Origin of the sequence: Alicyclobacillus macrosporangiidus CPP55 (assembly GCF_000702485.1) — a bacterium.
GTDB classification, from domain to species: Bacteria; Bacillota; Bacilli; order Alicyclobacillales; family Alicyclobacillaceae; genus Alicyclobacillus_H; species Alicyclobacillus_H macrosporangiidus_B.
In genome coordinates this window covers 123995-146122 of sequence record NZ_JNIL01000001.1, presented here as the reverse complement: position 1 = coordinate 146122, position 22128 = coordinate 123995, and the positions used below count along the sequence as shown (strand labels likewise).

General features: G+C 64.9%; 24 protein-coding genes, 1 tRNA gene and 2 riboswitches. Of the genes, 6 read left to right on the top strand and 19 right to left on the bottom strand.

Going from position 1 to position 22128, the window contains the following annotated elements; all coding sequences use genetic code 11:
* Positions 1-36: 36 nt before the first annotated feature.
* Positions 37-297 carry a hypothetical protein gene (locus tag N687_RS0100795; RefSeq protein ID WP_029420056.1) on the bottom strand — a complete coding sequence of 87 codons (261 nt, stop codon included), beginning with the start codon at positions 295-297 and terminating at the stop codon, positions 37-39.
* A 32-nt stretch (positions 298-329) separates the two neighbouring features.
* On the opposite strand from N687_RS0100795, the gene N687_RS0100790 reads away from it, so the two are divergent.
* Entirely contained in the window at positions 330-1250 is a 921-nt protein-coding gene (locus N687_RS0100790; RefSeq protein ID WP_051662837.1) for a cobalamin-binding protein, read from the top strand.
* Here the strand turns inward: N687_RS0100790 and N687_RS0100785 are convergent.
* The 8 genes from N687_RS0100785 to N687_RS24285 all read right to left on the bottom strand — a co-directional run bounded on the left by N687_RS0100785 (position 1237) and on the right by N687_RS24285 (position 7155).
* A complete protein-coding gene (locus N687_RS0100785) occupies positions 1237-2013 on the bottom strand; it encodes an enoyl-CoA hydratase/isomerase family protein (protein ID WP_029420054.1) in 777 nt (258 codons plus the stop codon). The genes N687_RS0100790 and N687_RS0100785 overlap by 14 nt on opposite strands.
* Before the next feature lie 94 nt (positions 2014-2107).
* The gene (locus tag N687_RS0100780; RefSeq protein ID WP_051662836.1) at positions 2108-2332 is read right to left on the bottom strand and encodes a hypothetical protein; all 225 of its coding nucleotides are present in this window, start codon (positions 2330-2332) and stop codon (positions 2108-2110) included.
* A gap of 16 nt (positions 2333-2348) precedes the next feature.
* Positions 2349-3236: a DUF72 domain-containing protein gene (locus tag N687_RS0100775; protein WP_197029177.1), complete on the bottom strand. Its 888-nt coding sequence runs from the start codon at positions 3234-3236 to the stop codon at positions 2349-2351.
* A complete protein-coding gene (gene pruA / locus N687_RS0100770; RefSeq protein WP_029420051.1) occupies positions 3233-4780 on the bottom strand; it encodes an L-glutamate gamma-semialdehyde dehydrogenase in 1548 nt (515 codons plus the stop codon). Before pruA ends, N687_RS0100775 begins: the two co-directional genes overlap by 4 nt.
* 134 nt (positions 4781-4914) lie before the next feature.
* Positions 4915-5145: a hypothetical protein gene (locus N687_RS0100765; RefSeq protein ID WP_156039990.1), complete on the bottom strand. Its 231-nt coding sequence runs from the start codon at positions 5143-5145 to the stop codon at positions 4915-4917.
* Positions 5146-5254: 109 nt separating this feature from the next.
* Positions 5255-5785, bottom strand: a complete 531-nt coding sequence (locus N687_RS0100760) for a D-glycero-alpha-D-manno-heptose-1,7-bisphosphate 7-phosphatase (protein ID WP_029420049.1) — start codon at positions 5783-5785, stop codon at positions 5255-5257.
* Complete coding sequence (locus N687_RS0100755) at positions 5782-6651, bottom strand: NAD(P)-dependent oxidoreductase (protein ID WP_051662835.1); 870 nt, start codon at positions 6649-6651, stop codon at positions 5782-5784. Before N687_RS0100755 ends, N687_RS0100760 begins: the two co-directional genes overlap by 4 nt.
* Positions 6652-6678: 27 nt before the next feature.
* Entirely contained in the window at positions 6679-7155 is a 477-nt protein-coding gene (locus N687_RS24285; protein WP_197029176.1) for a MarR family winged helix-turn-helix transcriptional regulator, read from the bottom strand.
* Between the two features lie 370 nt (positions 7156-7525).
* On the opposite strand from N687_RS24285, the gene N687_RS0100745 reads away from it, so the two are divergent.
* On the top strand, positions 7526-8734 hold the full coding sequence (locus tag N687_RS0100745) for a glycosyltransferase (RefSeq protein ID WP_029420046.1): 1209 nt from the start codon (positions 7526-7528) through the stop codon (positions 8732-8734).
* Positions 8735-8822: 88 nt separating this feature from the next.
* Positions 8823-9437 carry a DUF47 domain-containing protein gene (locus N687_RS0100740; protein ID WP_029420045.1) on the top strand — a complete coding sequence of 205 codons (615 nt, stop codon included), beginning with the start codon at positions 8823-8825 and terminating at the stop codon, positions 9435-9437.
* 15 nt (positions 9438-9452) lie between these two features.
* Here N687_RS0100740 and N687_RS22705 read toward each other — a convergent pair whose 3' ends face one another.
* From N687_RS22705 to N687_RS0100700, 8 genes are all read right to left on the bottom strand, one after another.
* Positions 9453-10334: a C40 family peptidase gene (locus N687_RS22705; protein WP_081841039.1), complete on the bottom strand. Its 882-nt coding sequence runs from the start codon at positions 10332-10334 to the stop codon at positions 9453-9455.
* A gap of 2 nt (positions 10335-10336) precedes the next feature.
* Positions 10337-10496: riboswitch (cyclic di-AMP (ydaO/yuaA leader) on the bottom strand.
* A 221-nt stretch (positions 10497-10717) separates the two neighbouring features.
* Positions 10718-11059: a hypothetical protein gene (locus tag N687_RS0100730; protein ID WP_029420043.1), complete on the bottom strand. Its 342-nt coding sequence runs from the start codon at positions 11057-11059 to the stop codon at positions 10718-10720.
* Between the two features lie 81 nt (positions 11060-11140).
* On the bottom strand, positions 11141-11662 hold the full coding sequence (locus tag N687_RS0100725; protein WP_029420042.1) for an acyl-CoA thioesterase: 522 nt from the start codon (positions 11660-11662) through the stop codon (positions 11141-11143).
* A gap of 202 nt (positions 11663-11864) precedes the next feature.
* Positions 11865-12617 carry a LysM peptidoglycan-binding domain-containing protein gene (locus N687_RS0100720; RefSeq protein WP_029420041.1) on the bottom strand — a complete coding sequence of 251 codons (753 nt, stop codon included), beginning with the start codon at positions 12615-12617 and terminating at the stop codon, positions 11865-11867.
* 6 nt (positions 12618-12623) lie between these two features.
* A riboswitch (cyclic di-AMP (ydaO/yuaA leader) is annotated at positions 12624-12789 on the bottom strand.
* A gap of 178 nt (positions 12790-12967) precedes the next feature.
* Positions 12968-16162, bottom strand: coding sequence for an adenosylcobalamin-dependent ribonucleoside-diphosphate reductase (locus tag N687_RS0100715; protein ID WP_029420040.1), 3195 nt, complete (start codon positions 16160-16162; stop codon positions 12968-12970).
* A 75-nt stretch (positions 16163-16237) separates the two neighbouring features.
* Entirely contained in the window at positions 16238-16723 is a 486-nt protein-coding gene (gene nrdR, locus N687_RS0100710; RefSeq protein ID WP_029420039.1) for a transcriptional regulator NrdR, read from the bottom strand.
* A 203-nt stretch (positions 16724-16926) separates the two neighbouring features.
* Entirely contained in the window at positions 16927-17736 is an 810-nt protein-coding gene (locus N687_RS0100705; protein WP_035461965.1) for an HAD-IIA family hydrolase, read from the bottom strand.
* 30 nt (positions 17737-17766) lie between these two features.
* Positions 17767-18354: a cob(I)yrinic acid a,c-diamide adenosyltransferase gene (locus N687_RS0100700; RefSeq protein ID WP_051662833.1), complete on the bottom strand. Its 588-nt coding sequence runs from the start codon at positions 18352-18354 to the stop codon at positions 17767-17769.
* 66 nt (positions 18355-18420) lie between these two features.
* Here N687_RS0100700 and N687_RS0100695 point away from each other — a divergent pair, with 66 nt between their 5' ends.
* Positions 18421-19317, top strand: coding sequence for an MBL fold metallo-hydrolase (locus N687_RS0100695; RefSeq protein WP_051662832.1), 897 nt, complete (start codon positions 18421-18423; stop codon positions 19315-19317).
* Here N687_RS0100695 and N687_RS24280 read toward each other — a convergent pair.
* On the bottom strand, positions 19283-20038 hold the full coding sequence (locus N687_RS24280; protein WP_051662831.1) for an NUDIX hydrolase: 756 nt from the start codon (positions 20036-20038) through the stop codon (positions 19283-19285). The genes N687_RS0100695 and N687_RS24280 overlap by 35 nt on opposite strands.
* A 169-nt stretch (positions 20039-20207) precedes the next feature.
* On the opposite strand from N687_RS24280, the gene N687_RS24275 reads away from it, so the two are divergent.
* A complete protein-coding gene (locus N687_RS24275) occupies positions 20208-20903 on the top strand; it encodes a hypothetical protein (protein ID WP_029420034.1) in 696 nt (231 codons plus the stop codon).
* On the opposite strand, the gene dapF is transcribed toward N687_RS24275, so the two are convergent.
* Positions 20888-21727, bottom strand: coding sequence for a diaminopimelate epimerase (gene dapF, locus N687_RS0100680; protein WP_029420033.1), 840 nt, complete (start codon positions 21725-21727; stop codon positions 20888-20890). The genes N687_RS24275 and dapF overlap by 16 nt on opposite strands.
* 238 nt (positions 21728-21965) lie before the next feature.
* On the opposite strand from dapF, the gene N687_RS0100675 reads away from it, so the two are divergent.
* Positions 21966-22052: transfer RNA gene (locus N687_RS0100675), tRNA-Leu, on the top strand.
* Positions 22053-22128: the final 76 nt, after the last annotated feature.

Genomic DNA, 22128 nt, shown 5'->3' with positions numbered 1-22128 from the left:
GGTAGCTCCGCGGGCCGCCGAACCCTATAATGAAATTCAAGAGAACAGCGGGTATCCGCGCTTGCCGAGCACCCGCGCGGTCCAACAGGAGAGGATGACCCCGGCCGCTGCCACGCCGTACAGGATCCACTCCGGCCACACCATCCGGGCGCCTGCCGCTGCCATGAGATACACGGAAAAGGCCGCAAATGGCAACGACGCGGCCCACCAGCGCCGAAAAATCATGTTGACGGCCATCCCGGCGCCGAACAAGGTGACAAAGGCGAGGATGCTGAGCATGAGCCAATAACCGACCATCCTGTTTACTCCTTCCTGCCGGAGGTGATCCGATGCCTGTCCGCCCCCGCATCGTCTCCCTATGCCCAAGCAACACCGAGCTGGTGCACGCCCTCGGGCTCTCCGACTGCCTCGTCGGCGTGGACCTGTACTCCGACTACCCTCCCGATGCGGTCGAAGGTCTGCCTCGGGTGGGACCCGACCTCGACATCGACGTCGACCGAGTCGCTGCCCTTCGGCCCGATCTGACGTTGTGTTCGCTCTCGGTCCCGGGAATGGAGCGCGTCGTACAGGCCATTTCAGCCGCCGGCTTGCCGCACTTGGTGTTCTCCCCGCATTCCGTGGCCGATATCTTTGCGGACCTGCGCCGCCTCGAGGACGCCCTTCCCGGGGCCGTCCCCCCGGGCCGGGCGGAGGCCATTATCGACGGGCTGCGGGAGCGGATCGATCGCGTTCAAGACGCGGCAGCTACCGTCGCCTGGCGGCCGCGGTTGTACTGGGAGTGGTGGCCGCACCCCATCTTCTCCCCGGCGTCCGGCAACTGGTTGACGGAGATCTCATGGCTGGCCGGAGCCGAAAACGTGTTCGCGGACCGTCCGGGGGACCAGGTGCAAGATGACGGCAGCGCCGTCATCCAGGAGAAGCCGGACTTCCTGCTCGCCGTCTGGACGGGCGTCGTGCAGCACAAGGTCCCGCTCGCGAAACTGCTCCACCGCCCTGGCTGGGGGGAGATCCCCGCCATCCGCAACCGGCGGGTATTCATCCTCGCGGAAGGCCTCTACTGCCGGCCCTCCCCCCGTCTCATCGACGGGCTCGAGCAGTTGTTTGTGCTGGTCCATCCGGACGCAGCGGCCCGGGCGGGGCTGCCGCCCGCCTCCCATCACGCGCCGGTGCGAACGGCCGACGGGCGGTGGCTGGACGGCGTGACACCCGAGCGGGCGCAAGACGCACGCGGCCGAATCACCGGTGGGTGAACCGCGGCGCCCGCTTCTCCAGGAACGCCTGCACCCCTTCCACCGCGTCCTGGGTGCGGAACACCTCGCCGAACAGGTGCGCCTCGTGGCGAATGCCGTCGGCCAACGTCATCTCCAGCCCTTCGTCAATGGCCCGCTTTGCCAACGCCAACGTGGCCAGGCTCCGGGCGCGGAACACCTGGGCGAAATCGATGGCCGCCTGGACGGCCTGTCCGGTCTCCACGACGCGGTTGACCAGCCCCATCCGGTGGGCCTCCTCCGCCGAAATCGGCTCGCCGCCAAAGATCATTTCCTTGGCACGGCTCGCGCCGATGAGGCGCGGGAGCCGTTGGGTCCCTCCGGCGCCGGGGAACAACCCCAACTTCACCTCCGGAAAGCCGAGTTGCGCCTGAACTTCTGCGATGCGAAAATCGCACGCCAACGCCAGCTCCAGACCTCCGCCCAGGGTGACCCCATTCAGCGCCGCGATGGTCGGCTTCCGGCAGGCGGCCAAGACGTCGAGACTCGCGTCCAGTTCCAAGGCTAAGGCTTCGGCTCCGTCCTCGGCCATCACCCGCGGAAACTCCTTGATGTCCGCCCCCGCGACGAACGCCCGATCCCCAGCCCCCGTGACGACCAGTGCCACGACGTCCTCGCGAGACACCGCCTGTTCGACAGCCGCCCGCAGGCGGCTGGCCATGTCCCGCGACAACACGTTGAGTGGCGGATTGTCCAGCACCAACACCGCCACCTGATCTTGCACCTGCACCCGTACCTCTGCCACATCGGTTCCCCCTTCCCTCGGCCGGCGGCGCGTGGCGCCCGCCGGTCCGGCCAATACCGCTTGCGTCCCCTGATGTCGGTCCCTGCTACGCGGCTCAGTACCGCTTCCACTCGTCCGGGTCTTCCACCGGCGGATGCTTGCGCCGCCGCCACCAGCGCAGCCCATAGCGGACGGCGAGAATGATGAGGCACACCGCCACCACTGCGGCGCCCAGCCAGCGGGCGCGCGGCCAAGCGAAGCGACGTGCGATGAGATCGAACAACTCCCAACCGCCGATGGCAAAGGCGGCGAACATCCAATCGGGCCACCCGTAGTTCATACCTGCCCCCTGCGACTCAATCTGGATCGAACAAACGCAACTGGCGGCCCGGGGGATCATCCTGCGGCCGCGCCACCCGCGCGGCGAGGCCCAACAGATCCAGCCAGTCCAAGGCGTTGCGCACCGCGTAATCGCCCTGGTTGTTGTTCATGAGAATGTGAACCGCGCTGGCTTCTTGCGCCCATCGGCGCACATACGGCAGAAAAGACGCCAGTTCTTCTCGCGTGTAGAGATAGTCGAACCGCTGCTGTGACGACTGCAGTCCCTTCTGATACCACGTCTTGGCGTTCCGCCCATGCAGGCGGAAGATGACCAGCCGCGGCTGCGTCACCTCGGGAACGAACGGGATGGTCCCCTGTCCCACCTGCGGTTCATCGCACACCACGTTGACAGCCCCCAGGCTGCGGAGGTGATCGGCTGTCTGCAGCGCCGCATCGCCCTGCCACCAGCTGCGATGCCGGAATTCCACGGCGAGCAGGAAGCCGTCCATCCGCTCTGCCACCTCGTCGAGGTAGCGGTGATTCGCCTCGTTGGCCACGAACCACGGGGGGAACTGGAACAGCACCGCCCCGAGACGTCCACCTTCTTTCAACGGCTGCATCGCGCGGATAAATGCCTCAAAATCCGCCGCACGCTGGGCCGTACCCGCCTGGCCTCGGTCGTGCAAGGTCATCGTACGGTGCGCCTTGACGTCGAACACGAACCCCTCAGGGGTCTGCTCCACCCAACGGGCGACCACGTCCGGAGCCGGGATTCGGTAGTACGGGGCGTCAGCTTCCACCAGCGAAAAATGGCGAGCATAGTAAGACAACCGCGCCTCAGGGCGCATCCCCTTCGGATAAAATGCGGTGTGGTCCGCCCACGCACAAGTTCCGCAGCGAACCCCGGCCAACGTCGGGTTCACAGCTTCTCCGACACCGCCTTCGCCTGGGTGAACAACAGGAGGTAGTCCCGCCCGCCGGCCTTGGAGTCAGTGCCGGACATGTTGAACCCTCCGAACGGATGAACCCCGACCAGAGCCCCCGTGCACTTGCGGTTAAAATACAGGTTGCCGACGTGGAACTCCTGCCGGGCGTATTCCAGGTGTTCGCGGTTGTTGCTGAACACCGACCCGGTCAGGCCGAACTCCGTGTCATTGGCGATGCGGATGGCGTCCTCGAAGTCCTTTGCGCGGATGAGGGCCACCACCGGGCCGAAGATCTCCTCCTGAGCGATACGCGCGCGCGGATCCACGTCCCCGAACACCGTCGGTTGAATGAAAAACCCGTTCCCTTCCGCCTTACCTCCACCGGCCAGCAGCTTGCCCTCCTGCTTGCCCACCTCAATGTATTCCAATATCTTCTTATAAGCCGCCTCGTCGATGACCGGCCCAACCTGGCTTGCGCCGTCCGTCGCAGGCCCCACGCGCATCGATTTTGCCAGCGCCACCACGCGCTCGGCCACAGTGTCGTACACGTCCTGGTGGATGATGGCGCGCGAGCAGGCAGAGCACTTCTGACCTGAGAAGTTGAACGCCGATGCGGCGATCTGGCGCGCGGCCTCTTCCAGGTCCGCCTCCCGGTCCACCACGATGGCGTCCTTGCCGCCCATCTCCGCAACGACGCGCTTGAGCCAGATCTGCCCCGGCTGCACCTTGGCCGCCCGCTCATAAATACGGATTCCGACCTCTTTCGATCCCGTGAAGGAGATGAACCGGGTCTTCGGGTGATCCACCAGATAGTCGCCGATCTCCGCGCCGCTTCCCGGCACGAAGTTGATGACGCCCGCGGGGATCCCCGCGTCACGCATCACCTCGAGGAACTTGTACGCGATCACGGGCGTCGGTGTGGCCGGCTTCAGCAGCACCGTGTTCCCCGCGACCACCGCCGAGCTGGTCATGCCGGTGAGGATGGCGAGCGGAAAATTCCAGGGCGGGATGATGATGCCGACACCGAGCGGAATGTAGTGCTGTTCATTGTCCTCCCCGGGTATGCGCACCAGGGGATGCACCTCGCCCAGCCGGATGGCTTCCCGTGCATAAAACTCCAAAAAATCGATGGCTTCCGCAGTGTCCGCGTCCGCTTCGGGCCACGTCTTGCCGGCTTCATAGCACATCCAGGCGGACAGCTCATGTTTCCGGCGCCGCATGATGGCGGCCGCCTTCAACAGGTAACGCGCCCGTTCGGCGAACGATTTGCGCTTCCACGTCTCGAAAGCCGCCAACGCGCTCTGCATCGCCTCTTCTGCGAGCGCCTGGTCCGCCTTGGCGACGTATCCGACCACCTGGTCCTTTTGCGAAGGATTGATGGAGGCGGTGCGCCGTTCGGTGACAACTTCCCGGCCGCCTATGTACAATGGATAGGTCCGTCCCAACTGCGCCCCGACCTGTGCCAACGCCTGTTCAAACGCCGCGCGCTGTTCCGGAACCGAAAAATCGGTCAACGGTTCGTTGACAAACGGTTGAACCATGCCCATTCCTCCTTCCGACAGTGCGGATCGGGGCGCGACCGGAAAACGCCCGCCACCGCCCGAGGCTATTGTACCCTGCCAGCCTAGGCTCCAGCAAACCTCGCATCCATGTGAAGGGCCCGACCTTTGACGGGTCAGGCCCAGTATCCGTGATACGGTTGCATGCTCCATGCGTCCCACCAAGCCGGGTCCGGTGCGGAAAATGCGTGCCAAGGTGCCAGCACCGGATACGCGCCAGCCCACCAGAGCGCCTCGGAGCGCATCCACCACGGGTGCACCTGCAGATGTTCGGCGGCCCAAGGCTGCGTGGTCCGCAGGTTCCAGATGATGTCGAGATCGCCGTCCACCCACGGCGGCGTGTACACCATGACTCCCCCCTGATCTCCCCGGGCTTACCGGAGATGATGATCAGGGGCAATGTATGCTTCCACCCGCCACCCTGCGCCCTCCGCCCAGGACCGTACCTGAGTAGCCCTAACCCCGCGGCCCGATTTGTCCCGTGTCCCGGACGATCCACTCGGCGGCGTCTAGCAAATCCCTGGCCACGTAGTGTGCTTCGGAAGGCCCGCGGCCGATGAACACCGTCTTCGTTCCCGCTGCCAGGCCCGCCTGCACGTCGGTGTCCCGGTCGCCCACCATATAGCTCGCCGCCAGATCGAGATGATGTCGTTTTGCCAGCGCCAGCAGCATTCCGGGCTTCGGCTTGCGGCATGGGCATCCTGCGTCTGGGCGGTGTGTGCAAGTTTCGATGTCGTCGACGCGAGCCCCGTCCCGGGCCAGCAATTCGCACATGCGGCGGTGCACCGCCTCGAGATCCGCCTCCGACATGTAGCCGAGTCCCACGCCGCCCTGATTGGTCGCCACGCACACCAACAGCCCCGCACGGTTGAGGAGGCGAATCGCCTCCGCCGCACGGGGGAACAGGATCAGCTCGTCCGGCCGGTTGACCGGATGCTCATTCCGATTGATGACTCCGTCCCGATCGAGGATCGCCGCCCGTTTCAACGGCTCCCCACCGTTTCTGTGAGCTGGCGAAATACCGCGGCCATGTCGGCTTCAGCCAAACCGTGTGCGCAAGCCGCCAAGATCTGTTGGTACGCGGCCGACGCCAGCGGCATCGCCGCCATCCACGCTCCGGACAGGTCTTGCACCAGACCGAGGTCCTTGGCCATGTGCTTGAGCGCGAACGACGCTGGAAAATCGTCGTGTTCCCAAAGTGGCCGTTTTGCCGCGAGCACCGGGGACCAGGTGCTCGTCTCGGACAATACCTCCAGCAACCGGCCGCGGCCCAGGCCGATCTTGTCGGCCACGGCCAAGCATTCGCTCACGCCGGTGATCACGGTCGCCAGATAGGCATTGACCAACAGCTTCATGGCCGAACCGGACCCGACCGGCCCCAGGTGGTGCACCGCCTTGGCGACCGCACCGAGCACCGGTTCCACACGTCGGAACGCAGCCTCGGAACCGCCCGCCATGACGACCAGCTTGCCCTCGCGGGCGGGTTGAACCGATCCGGAGACCGGCGCGTCGATCCACTCCACGCCGTGGCCCGCCATCGACATCGCGAAGGCCTGCGTCTCAGCCACGCCGATGGTGCTGAAGTTGACGATCACGGCGCCTCGCGCGAGCCTCTCCGCAGCGCCACCGTCCTCAAGCACACTCCGCACGGCGGCGGCATCCGACACCATCAGACACAACACGTCTGCACCGTCAAAGGCGTCGGCCAGTCGGTCGACCACGCTGCCCGGTCCCAGATCGACCGGCTTCGGCGTTCGATTGTACGCGCGGACTTCGAACCCCGCCTGCGCCACGCGGGCAGCCATCGGCGCTCCCATCGCCCCCAAGCCAATCCATCCGATCCGCAATCCCATTCCCTTCCCTTTCCTCCGACCCGGTGCTCACTTGCCCAACTCTGACTCGGCGATCTCCACGAACCTTGCAATCAGCCGGACGAACTCCCTCGTATCCTCGGGCCCGAGCTTGTTCAACACCGCCAGAATGCGGCGCCCTCGGATGATGCGTACCTGTTCGAGGCGGCGGCGGCCCTCCTCCGTGATGCGGATGTGCACGACACGGCGATCGTCATTAGACCGCGTCCGTTCCACCAACCCCATCCGCACCAAGTCGTCGCACACTTGTGTCACCGCGCCCGGACTCAACCCAGCAAAGCGGGCGATGTCGGACGCCTTTGCCTGGTCGCAGTGATCCAGGTAGCGCAGGATGAACACCTGGCTCCCTGTCAACCCGTGTTCGGCGATCAAGGTCTTGGACGAGGACATCACCCGCTGCAAGCGCGCCAACAGCTCTTCCATCTGCCGCAGGTATTCCGACATCCCGCCGTCCTGCAGAGTACGCTGGGGTTCACCGTGCTGCACAGCCCTGTCACTCCCATGGTCTGTCCTCTCTGCACCCATTTTAGCAATTGAAGTATTTGTCGACAACAACCGCCGCTTCCCGGGGCCCCACCCGCGGGATGTCCCGACGCCAGGCCATCCTCGCCGACAGTGTCTGCCAACGGGCCGACCACGATTCACGACCGGAGATGCCCGGTCCGGGCGGCCGCTTCGCAGGCGCCCACCTGGGAGCCCGTCTCGCCGTCTAGTATCCGTGGCCTCTATTTCTCGAAAAATAACGATTTTCGCCGCCGTTCTCCTCGCCTCGACAAACGGTTGTACCAGCGAGGGCGTCCTGTGATACGATCCCTCCGAATCACCATCGGTCGTTTCATGCAAGGAGGCGCTGCCCGTGTCTGAACCTCTGTCCCATTGGCTCACCTTTGGCATGTCGGCCTTCGACACGCCGGGATTCCACGACACCTCACGGTTGATGACGTCCGCTGTCCCGATACCGCGCGCCTACGTGGAGCCCTCGCCGCCGTACAGCGCTTGGCGCGGGCTGCAGGCGCCCGTCCTCCGATGGCGCTCCCGCCGCAGCAATGAGACGTGGGTACTGACACCGCCGCTCCCCATTCCGGGTCGCCTGGACGTTGCGAACTGGGGGATTCGGATCCAGGCGCGTGCGCTGGAACGGACATTGGAGGCTGAATGGGGGAGGGATTGGCGCAGGACAACCCTCGTGTACTTGACCAACTGGTCGTATGCGGTGGAACCGCTCGTTTCAAGGTTGGCCCCCGATCACCTGGTGTTCGACCTGGTGGACGACGTTCTCAGCTTCCCCTATCCGCTGCCGCGGGAACGGGTGCTGGAACGATGGCGCCGGATCTCCCGCAGGGCCAGCGCGGTGCTCGCCGTGTCACCGGCGCTGCAGGCGTGGAGCGAGGCACACCTGGGCCGACCCGCACACCTGTTGCCCAACGGTGTGGACGCCGGCCACTTCACCACGCAGCCCGAACCTCCGGAACTTCCGTCTGCGACACCGGGAGGGGTTCGCGTCGGGTTCGCGGGCACGCTCAACCACTGGATCGATTACCCGGCCCTGTTGTCGCTGGTGGAACAACAGCCCGATGCCGAACTGTATCTGATGGGCCGACGGGGACACATCGGCGATTCCGGATTGGAAGAGGCGCTTCGCAGACTGGAGGCGCATCCGCGCGTGCACCTGCTCGGGCCTGTGCCGTATGAGCATCTGCCTGGATACCTCCATGCCATGGATGTCCTGATCCTGCCGCGCATCCTGTCGCCGGCCAGTGCCGCCTCCAGCCCGTTAAAGTTGTACGAATACCTGGCGGTGGGCAAGCCGCCGGTCATCTCCGGCATCTCTGTGCCGCCATCGCTCCGGCGCCTGGTGTACGAGGCTGCACCCAATACGGGATTGGCGGATGCCGTCCGCAGGGCATGGGCGGAAGTCAAAGGCGAGGCACCGTCGCAGCGCGCCGAACGGCAAGCCTTCGCGCGGCAACATACCTGGCAGGCGCGGGTTCAGCAGGTGATCGCGCTGGCGGAGGCCCCGGCATCCATCCGCCAGGACCGCGCCGGGTCACTCCGGGATCGATAGGTTTGTCTCACGGCATTTCGGTATAATGGAAAGGAACCTGTTTGGGCAGGTTGTCGTGCTGCCCAATCCACACTGGGAGAGGATACCGTTGGCCAAACGCAACCAGCAGCTGTTCGATTACCTGGTACAGATTGCGGACAACGTCCGCAATGCAGCTGCCGAATTTGAACGCGGTCTGCACAATCTGTCACATCCCGAGGCGTTGGCGGCGTCCATCAAACACATGGAAGATCGCGGCGACGACCTGACCAGTGATATGGTGTCCCTGCTGAACGCGACCTACATCACGCCCTTGGAACGGGAGGACTTTCTGGCGCTGGCGAACAAGATGGACGACGTGGTGGACGGACTCGAAGCTTGCACTGTTCGATTCGACTTGTACCGGGTGACGTCGGCCACCCCGCCGATGTTCGACTTCGCCCGGAACATCGTCGACAGTGCGCGCGAAGTGTACGAGGCCATCGCGAAACTGAACGCGCGCCGCTTATTGGATATCCGCGAGCACACCCTGCGCATCAACCACCTGGAGAAGACGGGGGACGAGCTGTTGCGGGATTCCCTGCGGGCGCTTTTTCAAGACCGGGACCGGGACGTCTTGGAGGTCATCAAACTCAAAGAGGTATACGAGATCCTGGAGGGGATCACCGACCGGTGCCAGGATGTGGCGGACGTACTGGATTCGGTGATTGTGAAGAACGCCTGACCGTCTGTCATCAGGTCAGGGATGCACGCGGCGAGCGCCGAGATAGTGGGCAGCCCAGTATCCGCTGCTCAGCGAATCCGTCCGCACCCCTGAAGGGGTCGCGTTGATGAAGCGGCCGTTCCCGATATAGATGCCGACGTGAGACGCCCCCGGACCGTCGGTATTGAAAAACACGAGGTCACCGGGTTCGAGATCGGACCGCTTGACCGCTTGGCCCGCCTGATACTGATCATAGCTGGTCCGGCCCACATGAACCCCAACGCGTGCCAACGTGTACTGGACGAGCCCGGAACAGTCAAACCCCCGATCAGAGGTGCCTCCCCACCGGTAGGGTACGCCAATAAACTGCTGAGCTGTCTGGGCTACCCGAGCGCCGAATGTCAAGTCCGCGACGGGAGAACTCCCTCGGCTGGACAGCACGACGCTGCTTGTGGGCGCCGGGGACGCTGGACGCTTCGGCGTACCTCCGGCGGATCGGGTGTGTCCTGCGCTTCCGGCGTGCCCAGGGTTGTCCCCTGCCTGGGGCTGGCTTGGCCCGACTTGCGAGGAAGACGTCTTCTGGCCGGAGTCGGAAGGAAAATGCGCGTCGGCATGCGCCGCTGCTCCATCAAGTACGGCTTGCACGCGGGCTCTCTGCACGGACTGAGAAGACGAAGTCCACGTGCCATCCGCGGTGTCGAAGGTGAGGTGTGGGCCCGCATCCGCCATCGCCACCCATTGGCGAGCAGGCAAAGAGAACGGCGAAGCAGGTTGGAACTGTACCACGGGTACAACGCCGCTCACGGTGACAGAGCTCGAAGACGGATGGGAGGCGCCCACAGGCCCCGTACCCGCATACACGGCGAGACCCGTGGCGCACACGGCCGTTCCCGCCGCCACGCGCCAAGATCGCTGCATTCTGTAAGCCCCTTTGCATCCTGCGAGGTTAGTTGACGGGCTCGGGAGCGGCTTCTCCTCCCTGCCTGCCTGTGGCCGCTCGGAATGCGCGGCGTTTTGAGCAGGATTCGCCCCAAAAAAGGTGTCCCCCGCCTCCAAACTGGAGTTCGGATGGTCTCTCAATCCGTAGAGACAAAAAACTCAAGTTGATTATAAAAAAATGAAAGCTTGTCTGACAAGACATGCACCTGAAAAATTTAAATAGGAAAGATAGATTCCCTGTCCATGGGTGGTACCCGCCCAAGGGTGAAAAAAGCCGCCCGGCGACTCGGACGGCTTTTCCTCAGGTCACACGGTTCCGTGTGTGTGACGCCGGTCCAACTCTCGCGGCACCCCAGGCGGGCTCACCACCAGAGGGCGGCCAGGGCGAAAATCCACCAAAACGCCAGCCACCACCACCACCATCCGCCCCACCAGGCGCCCCAACCGGGATACCCCCATCCCCGGTATCCCCAGCCCGGTCCGTACGCGGAGGCGAGTGCGAGGTCCAATCGCTGTTCATCCGTGGTCTTCGCGTCGATGTGCTCGGCATGGCTCGCCAGGGCGACCGGCGCGTACCGGCGCGGCATGCGCACGAGCACCGCCCTGTTGTTTACGTCCTCGATGATGCCGCGGTGATAGCCCCACTGCGTGTGAAAGTGTACCCACTGTCCACGCAGGTTCAGGCACTGACCCATCGTGCACACCGCAACACCCCTCCTTTCCCTAGCACCCATATGCCGGCCGAGGCCTGGACGACATGGACAAAGTGCCAGGGAAATTGCGGATCAAATCTCGTCCCAGAACTTCTCCGTCTTGAGACGGGCGGCCAACTCTTTGCTCTCGGCGCGGTGATGTTTGCGCCGTTCCGCGCGGCGCGGTGCGGTCTCGTAGAGGAGCCGCTCTTCTTCGGATTCGGGACGCACGGGCGGTACCGGGACAGGACGGCCCTGGTCGTCGAGCGCCACGAAAGTCAAGAAGGCCGTGGCAGCGATCCGGCGATCCCCCGTCTTGAGGTCTTCCGCCACCACCTTGACGAACACCTCCATCGAGGTGGTTCCGGTCCACGTCACATACGACGTCAGGCACACCGAGTCGCTCTCCCGGATGGGGCACAGAAAATCGACAGAGTCGGTGGACGCCGTCACCACGTCGGTGCGTGCGTGGCGCGATGCGGAGATGGAGGCGATGTCGTCGATATATGCCATCAGCTTGCCGCCGAACAATGTGTTGTGATCGTTGAGATCATTCGGGAACACGCGGCTGATCTTCACGCATCGGGATTCCCTGCAGAACTTCGGTTGCACCATAACCCCTCCAGCCTGTTGGTGAGCGGCGGGGGATCCTCGCCCCAGCCCTTCCCCAGTTTAGCCCATCCCGCCCCACCCGCCAACCGATGCGAGTGCACCCCCTGTCACGCGCTCCCGGCCCCGGAAGAACGTGAAATGCCGATGCCACACGGCATCGGCATTTCACACGGGATCATGCGGCCCCCCAGCCCGCCAGGGCGGATCACTTGGCGAAATTGAGGTGTCCCAGCTTGGTGATCACCGGACGCGACCAGACCCAGCTTCGCGCCGGCGTCTGCGCCGGGTTGTAGAACACCATCGCCCCTGGTACCACGTCGCGGCCATCGCGGAGCACCGCCTCGGCCGCCTTCTTGCTTTCTGCGTCCGGCTCCGAGTAGATGTACCCGTTCATCACCGGCTCGAATTGATAGTGGCCGTCCGCCACCTGGAAGACCACGCCCTTGACAGTGTCCGGATAGGCCGGGTCGCGCATGCGGTGCAGGACCACGTCGCCGACCGCAATCTTTGCCGCCAGGGGCTCATCGCCCGCCTCGGCGTGAATGATGTGCGACATCCAGTATAGGTTGTCCGCCGTCGCCAACCCGGTCGCCGGGGCGCTGACTGGCAGCCGTAACGTAGCGCCGACCGGTAAGTTCAGAGGTCGGACCCATGGATTGGCCGCCTGCAGGGCCTGCACAGATACGTGGTGCTGCCGCGCGATGGTCCACAGAGAGTCCCCTTTTCGCACCACGTACGTGTGCCGGTCCGGAACATTGACCCGGGCGCCCACCGGCAGGTGCTTCGGATCCACGTTCGGGTTGGCCTTCTGCACTGCCGCCAGCGACACCTGGTGCGCCTTGGCGATGGACCACAGCGAATCTCCAGGGCGCACGGTGACGACACTCGCCATCGCCTCCGGCGCGGCAGTCATCGACAGTACAGCAGCGGCTCCACACAACCACGTCCTGAACGACACGACTCCATCACCTCTCGTCTTGCCTCCGGGGTTAGTTGTCGGGTTGGGGCACGAGCCGCCCCTCGCGCGCGGTGAGCGTTCACCCCGCACGATTCACCCCAAAGGGAAGTCCCCTGTGTTGCATCCCCCGTACCCCGATGCACAGGCATCGGAGATTCGGCTGGTATGGATGTAAAAAGCAAGGCTTTTACAATTATAAATTGACAACCCAACATAAGGCGAGACTAAAATGTTGGGATCGGAGGAGGATCAGTGCCAACACGAACCGGGCGGCCGCAGTCCGCAGCCGCCCGGCGGTGTCCGTCCGGTGTTTCACCGTCCGGCTTTCATCCGGTGCGATGGAGGATCGCTTAACACTTGCTAAAACCGCACGCCTCGCATTCAAAACATCCGCCCGTCCGGACCAAGGTGTGCTGGTGGCAGTTCGGGCACAGATCCTTCCCCACCGAGTAGTCGCGCAGCGCCGGCCGCTCCACGTCCTCCGTGGCCGTCTCCTGTCCGCTCGCCCACTCCCGGAATGCCGCTTTGCGCAACGGGAACGTCTCGGAGTGCTCGATCAGCGCCTTGGCGATGGCGTCCGGCACCGACGTGATGCGCCGGTCTCCGAAGCCGACCGAGTTCGATCCGCCGATCCCGGCGAAGTGCTTGACCAGCTCTGCTTCCTTGTTGGGATTGCGAGAATCCCGCAGGTACAGCGTGATCGCGCGGCCCAACGCCTCGTTGGCGGCATACACATCGCTGCCCGCCTTGCCGATGTTGACGAAGATCTCCAGGGCGACGTGCTCTTCCGGATCGTCGTTGATAGTGATGTATGCCTTCCCCAGCGGCGTCTCCTTCTTATACGTCGCCCCGTACAGCACATCCGGCCGGCGGCGCTTCTGGTAGACCGGCTGCTTGGGGGCCTCGGCACCGCTCCGATCAGCTGTCGGCGCCACCTCCCGCGCCTCTGCCTCGTGCGCCTGCGGGTCCGCCTTGTCCTCGGCCTTCAACGACAACACCTGCTCTGAACGGGACCCGTCGCGGTAGATGGTGATGCCTTTGCAGCCCAGGGCATACGCCAGGTCGTACAGCCGCTTGGTATCTTCCACCGTGTAGGAGTTCGGCGCATTGCAGGTCTTCGAGATGGAGCTGTCGATCCACTTCTGCAGCGCCGCCTGCACGCGCACGTGATCCTCGGGCGTGAGCTCCATGGCCGTCACGAAGTAGTCGGGCAGCCGGTCGGCATTCGGATGGGTGTCATAGTACTCCTGCACGATCGCCGCGTTCTCCTCGAACATGCCGAGCCGGGAGTTGCGGAAGTACGACCACGCGTAGTACGGTTCGCACCCGGTCGAACACCCGACCATCGTCCCCGTTGTACCGGTCGGCGCGATCGTCATCAGCGTGACGTTGCGCACCCCGTGGCGCCGGACGGCTTCCACCACGTGCGGCCGCTCCTCGGCCATCTGCCGCATGTAGCCCGAGGCCAGGAACTTCTCCGCGTCGAACGCCGGGAACGGCCCGTTCTCCTTGGCGATCTCGACGGATTCCAGGTAACACCACTCGGCCATCAGGCCCATCAACACGTCGATGAACTTCACCGACTCCTCCGACCCGTAGCGAATGCCGCAGTACAACAAGAGGTCGTGCAGGCCCATGATGCCGAGCCCTATGCGCCGCTCCTGCATCTGGTTGCGCCGGTTCTCCTCGAACGGATAGTACGTGGCGTCGATCACCGCGTCCTGGAACCGGATACCCGTGCGAGTGGTCTCCTCCAGCGCCTCCCACTTCACGTGGTGCAGGAAAAACTCCGCCTTCTCCGCGTCGAAGTGCTTGGTCAACCAGGAGCGGACATACGCTTCCTTCTCCGGATCGGAGAATTCCACCCGCTTTCCGCAGTCGGCAAATCCGACCGCGAACTTGCTCAACACCACCGCGCCCAGGTTGCAGATGCCGTTGGCCGGCAGCGGTTGCTCACCACAGGGATTAGTCGCCACCAATGGGTTAAAATACCATGAATTGCTCATCCGGTTCGCGCGCCCGAGGAAGACCACACCCGGCTCTGCCGACTTCCACGCCGAAAGCACCAGCTCGTCCCACAGCTCGCCGGCCGGAAGCGAGTCCGTGACCTCGAAGGGCTTGCCCGCCCCCACCCAGGTGTCGAAGTCTCCGTCGAACGCCTCCCAGTGCTCTTTGGGCACGAAGCCGATCGGCCAGCGCTCGCCTTTCTCCTTGGCCTCCATGAAACGTTCTGAGATTCCGACCGAGATGTTGGCCCCGGTGATGACCCCGTCGACCTGTTTGCAGCGGATGAATTTCAGCACATCCGCATGGCGATCGTTGAGAATCAGCATCAGCGCGCCGCGCCGGGATCCCCCCTGCAGGGTCAACTGGCAGCCGACGCTCATGATCTCGCCCACGCCGACCGGGCCAAACCCTTCTCCGAACACCTGATTGCCCTTGTCATACAGGGTGCCCCAGGAGTACGCGCCCGAGCTGCGGCCGTTAACGCCGCGCACGTAGCTGTAGCGGGGGCGCAGGGAGGACAGGATGACCGACACTTGTTTGCCCTCCGCCATCCGCTCCCACATGTCGCCGAGCGTCGCCGCGATGGTGCTGCGCTGATCGCCCGGGACGAGGACCGTTCCGATGACGTCGCTCAACACAAGCGCGCCGCTGGCCAGAATCGACTCGTACAGACGCCGCGCAGGCGCCGGCTCCTGCCAGTTGACCGGCAGCCCCCGCTCCATCCAGTCTTCCAGGCGGCCTGTCCACATGTCGTCGTACCCTTCAACACTCGTCTCCGGGAACCCGAACCGCCACTCCGCGTCCTCCTCGACAGCCCGCAGGAACTCGCGGTTCACCCGCACTACCTTCGTGCTGTTCGGATACTCCGCCTGCAGGAACTCAGGCAGGTCCGGATGCCAGATGTCGAGCACGAGATGCAGATAAGGCCGCCGTGAACCCGGGAACACCGGGATATAGGTTCCCTGTGGCGGGATGCGCGACAGGTTCATCCCGACGCCGCCGCTTCTCGCCTGGATCTCCAGGGTCTGCCCGAACGCCTCCGCGTAGTCGCGCATGGTCGGTCCGACGCTCGGGATGACGAAACAGTTGTAGCTCGTCACCTGCATCCCTGTGCCGAGCGACGCATTGATGCGCCCGCCAGGGACGTACTTCCATCCGCACTGCAATTGGTAAAACCGCTCCGTCCAGCGCTCCGGGTCGCGCGTGGCCGCCGCGGCGCCTTTTGCCACCCGCCGCCACATCTGGCGCGGCGAGGTCTCCAGCAGCACGTCCACCTGGTGATGCGGCAGTTCCTCGCGGTGGCCGTCCTTCAGCTCGACGGTCACCGTTCTGCGCGCATCGTCGATGGCGACGACGCGGGCCAGCTCGTGGTAAGCCCGCTTTTTGTCGAGTACGGCTACCACCAACGATCCGACCTTCAGCGTCTCCTTGCGCACATCCTTGAGCAGGTACCGGTCGGCCACGATGCGCTCCCCCGTCGCACCCAACCGGTCCTCCTCGGTGAACGGAAGCATGCTCTCCTCCGTCGCTTTGACCATCTTTCCGCCTCCCCGCCGGTCATGCATGCCGGCGCTTGCTTCAATTATGTACATGCGGTCGGACGCGCACGACCCTCAATTCCCCGGCTTGGTTCTTCCCGCCGTCTCCTGCAGCAGCGAGAGAACCTCCTGCGCCAGTGTCTCCACATCCCGAAACTGCCTGTACACGCTGGCAAAACGCACATACGCCACGCCGTCCAGGGCACGCAGTTCTTCCATGACCCGCTCCCCGATGACCGATGAAGGCACTTCTCGCTCGAACTCCAGGCGCAGGCGCCGATCGATCCGCTCGACGACCTGTTCTACCTGCTCCGCCGAGATGGGGCGTTTCTCGCACGCCTTCATCAGCCCGCGGTACAGCTTCTCATAGGAGAACTCCTCGCGCTTGTTGTCCTTCTTCACCACCATCAGCGGGCGTTGTTCGATCCGTTCGTACGTGGTGAATCTGCGGCCACAAGACGGATTCGTGCACTCGCGCCGGCGCCGGATGGTGGTGCCGTCCTCACTCGCCCTGGACTCAATTACGCGTGAATTGTCGGTCTCACAGTAGGGACAGCGCATGTTTGCCGCCTCTTTTCCGGGATGGCGGCGCGGCGGCCAGCCAGGCCGCCGCAAGCCGCGTGGAGCAGGCGGGCGCTTGGCGCCCGCCGTCCGAACAGGTTACCATAATCCCATATATCTAGTGTGCGCATCCGGTTCAGGGCCCATTATACACACCAGATATATGGTTAGCAAGTCTACCAAAACCGGCCCCTTCCGATGGTTCACGAGAGGAACAGATCCGCCACCGATCGGTGGACCTCGTCCGGTTCCAGCGAAGCGGAAGAAGATTCCGCCTCCGCGTACTGAACCCCACTTTCCACCTGTACCGTGTACACGCCGGCGAGCTTACCCGCCAATACGTCGGTCCGCCGGTTGTCGCCGATGAGCAGGACCTTGTCCGGATCCAGGCCGTAGCGCTGGAGCGCAAAGCGAACGAAATCGGGGTTGGGTTTTCCCGCGACATACGGTCGAACCCCCGTCGCGGTCTCGATGAACGCCCCCAAGGCGCCATTGCCAGGCATGAACCGGTCCTCCGCCGGCAGCCGAACATCCCCGTTCGTCAACACAAAGGCGCCCAGCCGCAACACCTCGGCACACACCACCGCCAGTCGCCGGTACGTGATCTCTGGATCGAGCCCGACCACGACGGCTGCCACGCCTGAATGGTCGCCGTGCTCCGGCGTACCCAATTCCACCGCCCGGTGTCCGTATTCCACCAGTGCCTCTCGCAGGCCGTCGAGCCCGACAAAGCCAACCTCGGCCGGCCCGATCCACTCCCGCAACTGGTGCGCGGACGCCTCTGCCGACGTGCACACCTCATCCGGTTCCGCCGCGATGCCCATGCCTTTCAATTTGTCCGCCACCTGGCGCGGTGTGCGCGTTGAATTATTCGTCAGAAACACGGGACGGATGCCCCTTTGGCGCAACCGCTCGACGAATTCCGGCGCCCCAGGCACCACCTCGTTGCCGCGGTAGAGGGTGCCGTCGAGGTCCAACAACGCCGCCTGCCACGCTTGTTCCCCATGCCGCATGGTGTCTCTCCACTCCCTGCTTGTGTCTGCTTACTTCTGCTCCGTCTGAAACGGATCCGGCTTTGGCGCCCGGAAATCGACCGAAGGCTCCGCCATTCCCGTTCTCGTGTGGACGCTGCGCGCCATCACGAACAAGAGATCCGAGAGGCGGTTGAGATACCTCCGGATCCAGGGCTGCACCGGTTCCACCTCGCCCAACGCCACCACCTCGCGCTCGGCGCGGCGGACGATGGTCCGCGCCAAGTGCAGGGCCGCCGCCGCAGGGTGGCCGCCCGGCAGAAGGAATCGCTGCAACGGCGGATTATCCGCGTCCAACCGGTCGATCATCCGCTCCAGCAGCCCCACGTCCGCCTCCGTCGTGTGGAATTCGGCCTGCTTGTCCAGTGGTGTGGCCAGATCGCGCCCGAGATCGAACAGATCCCGCTGCACACGCGCCAAGAATCGGCGCAGATCGTCGAAGCGGGCGTCCTCCGGCAACCACGACAGCGCCAGCCCGATGGCCGAGTTCGCCTCATCGAGGGTGCCGTATGCCCCTACCCGGGCTGACGCCTTGCTGACCCGCCGCCCGTAAATCAGGCTCGTCTGCCCTTCATCCCCCGCTCGGGTGTAGATCCGCATGGTGATCCCTCCGCTTCCATGGGATGGCTCGCACGGTATAATCACGGTGAAAGGTGGGATCCCGTCATGTGTGCTCATGCCATCCAATTGCTTCGGATTGCCCCGCACGTCTTCCAATGCCCGGTCCCCGCGCCCACGCTGCCCCCGGCGTTCTCGACGAACACCTATCTCATCGCCAAGGACGGCGAGGGCGTCGTGGTGGACAACGGCACGGACGACCCGGACGCCATTCAGGCGCTCGTGGACACCATCCGCTCCGCCGGCGTCCGGCGCGTCACCGCCCTCATCGCGACCCACCATCACCGCGATCACACCAGCGGCCTGCCCGCGCTGCACCGGGCCTTCCAGGCACCTGTCTACATCCATCCCCTCGACCGCACCCGGCTGACCTGGCCCGCGTCCGACGCGGCCGCCTTGGAGGACGCACCGCCTGCGTTGTCCTGTGCCGGCATCGCCCTTCACCTCCGCCACTGTCCGGGACACACCCACGGCCATTTGCACGTGGAGATCCCCGGCGAGGACGTCATCCTCGTCGGCGATCACCTGGCGGGCCAGGGATCCGTCTGGATCGGCCCGCCCGACGGTCACATGGCCTCGTACTTCCGCGCGCTCGACGCCATCGCGGCCAGCGGATGCCGCATCGCCGGACCCGGACACGGCCCAGTCTTGAAGGACGCCGCAGCCGCCGCTCGGCAGCTGAAGAAGAGGCGCGAGGGCCGCGAAGCCGAGGTACTGGGCCTGTTGGCCGAGCGCCCCCGTACCCTGGGCGAGATCGTCGGCGCCATCTACGGAGACACGGTGCCACCCGGGGTTCGCCTGGCGGCCCGGCGGACCGTGCAGGCGCACCTGCAGCATCTGTTGTCATGCGGTCTGGCGGAGCGTGAATTTGACGCTGGTCGAGGGTTCGTCTACCGCCTGCCGAATCAGATTACCCTGTCGGGCCGGGCACCCACAGCGTATTGAATGCTTCTTCCGCGCTCCGGCAGGCGGCGATGCCCTGGAGCATCGCCCACGTGGGCCGGACCGCCTGGGCCTCCCCCCGCTGGAGCGCACCGAGCAGGTCGGTGGCCGGCCGCCATCCCGCCCAGTCATGTTCCGCCGCGTGCGCCGACGGGATCACGCGGTCTGGTGCCAACCCGACGAAAAACCGGGTGTCGAAGCGGACCGGCTGGTGGGCCGGCGTGATCCAACGCCCGACGTAGCGAAGCCGGCTGAGATCGATGCCCGTGCGCAGCGCCTTCAACACGTCCCAAAAGGTGATCCGATGATTCAACAGCGCATCGCGCTGCGCGCTGGGCAGTGCCACGCAGCTAGTTCCCTCGGGTGTGACAGCGGCGCACACCCAGCCGGTCTCCTCCGCACACTCCCGCACCGCGGCAATGGCGTACGCGGTGCGGGGCAACTCCGGCCCCCGCACCTGGCCGAAGCACACCCCTGCGGGGGGCGCGTCGTCCGCGGGCTCCAGCGCGCCGCCAGGAAAGGCCAGGTGCCCCGGTAGGAACCGCATCGTACTGGCCCTGCGCACGGCGAGCACCTCAATTCCGTGAGCCCCGTCACGCACCAGCATGAGCGTGGCCGCCGGCCGGGGAACCACGGTTGACCGGGCCCTTTGTCCCTCGGCCAACTCGTCCACGAGACGGCCAGGGTCATCCGGTCGTTCGTCACGTTCGTCCTCTTGCGTCAATCTCCCCTCGCTCCTCTCCCCTGTTCGATGGATACCGCCACGGCCATTCCCCCGGACAACCGTCTGCCCCCATGGTATGCCCTGTAAGGAGCGTCGGCGCCTGCCCGTTCTCCCTCCGAGGGCGCTGGATTCTGTATAATGGGGCTCGGTGAAACGAGGAGGGAATGGGGTGTACACGGACAGAGACTTCCGCGCGGATTGGGCCGGGTATTGGTTTACCCTTGGACGCCTATTGCGCGGTACACGGGTCCTGCACCAACAGCTGGACATCCCGCTGGAGCCAGGCATCCGGCGCAGCCGCTGGACCGCCCTGTGGGTCGCCGGATTGGGCGTGGCTGCCCTGCTCATTGCGCGTCCCGATGCCTGGCCCGCCCTGCGCCAGGCGCTGCGCCTGCCGGCGGCGGGCTGGGCGTCCGCCGCCACCATGGCGGCCTGGGTGGCCCTGACCGGGCTTCTCGCCATCGTCGCCTACGGTTTGTTGCGGCTGTACACCCTGGTCGCCCATGTGATCGCGACCAACGTCTTCAAGACGCGCGGACAGCGCCTGCGGCTGCTGAATGTCGAATGCACCGCGCTGACCCTGGCGGCCCCTGTATCAGCCGGTGTGGCGCTGACCCGTTGGAGCGTCTGGGGCGGTGCGCTGATCGCTGGCGCGTTCGCCCTCTACGCCGCTTGGGTGATGGGCCTCGGGTACGCGGCGGTGTTCCACAAGCGGCCACTCTCCGGGCTCTGGTTGTGGCTGGCGACCAGCGCCGTCTCTGGATTCGTCTTGCTGATCGGCGCCCTCGCTGTGGCGGTGACGGCGGGGGTGCTGTCCCTGTTCTTCCTCGTCGTCTTGCGCATGTTCGTTCACCGCGGCCAATGAAACTGTCCGGTCATCACCTCGACCGCCTCACCTGTCATCCACACTCGGCCGTCCTGCACCTCGACCCGGAGGTCGCCGCCCTGCAGATGGACGGTGACGGACGGATCCAACAGGCCCAACCGGATCCCAGCCGCCACACTGGCGCACGCCCCGCTCCCGCAGGCGTACGTGATTCCCGAGCCCCGCTCCCACACGCGGAAATCCAGTTCGCCCCGCCCGCGCGGCGCGACGAATTCGACGTTGATCCGCTCCGGGAAATGGGGATGCCGTTCGATCTCGGGCCCCACCCGCGCCAGAGGAATCGCGTCGACCTGATCAACAAAGCAGACGAAGTGCGGATTGCCCATGGACACCAACACGCCGTGAAACGTCTCGCCGGCGGCCGCGACGGATACCGAATCCCCCCGTTCGGGCCCACCGTAAGGCACCGCGCCGGTGCCAAAGCGCGCGATTCCCATGTCGACGGTGACTTGGTGGACCTGGCCTCCGTCGAGGTGGACCTCGGCTGTGACGATGCCGGCGCGCGTTTCAATGGTGAATCGCCGGCGGTTGACGAAGCCCCGGTCAAACGCGAATTTGGCCACGCAGCGCAGCCCATTGCCGCAGGTCTCCGCCTCGGAGCCGTCCGCGTTGAAGATACGCATCCGCAGGTCGGCCGTATCCGAAGGCCCTATCCAGATGAGGCCGTCCGATCCGATGCCGCGCCGCACATCGCTCACCGCGGTCGCCAGCCGCGGAAGCGCCCGTTCATCGAGCGGTTGCTCGAATTCGCTCACGTAGATGTAATTGTTGCCGAGAGCGTGCATTTTCGTCACGCGTACCATGGGCTCGCCTCCTGGCATGAGTCTATCACAAGTTCCCTGCGTGCGCCCGTCACCAGCCCAACGCGGCGAGCTCACCGCCGCGTGCACGCGTACACGGCGTCTGTCACCGGAACGCCGGGCCATACACCTCCGCTCTGTATCAAATTTCCACACGGAAAAGGGGTTGCACGAACGGTGGGCCGCTGATATAATCGGTCTTGTCGTCGCGGGGAGCGGACGAGCGAAACAGAATTCACATGCGGTCGTGGCGGAATTGGCAGACGCGCAAGATTCAGGTTCTTGTGGTGGCAACACCGTGGGGGTTCAAGTCCCTTCGACCGCACCAAACCAGCCAAACGGTACGTCTTCGGATGTACCGGTTGGCTTTTTATTTTGCTGTGCTTGCCGCAATCTGGAACACC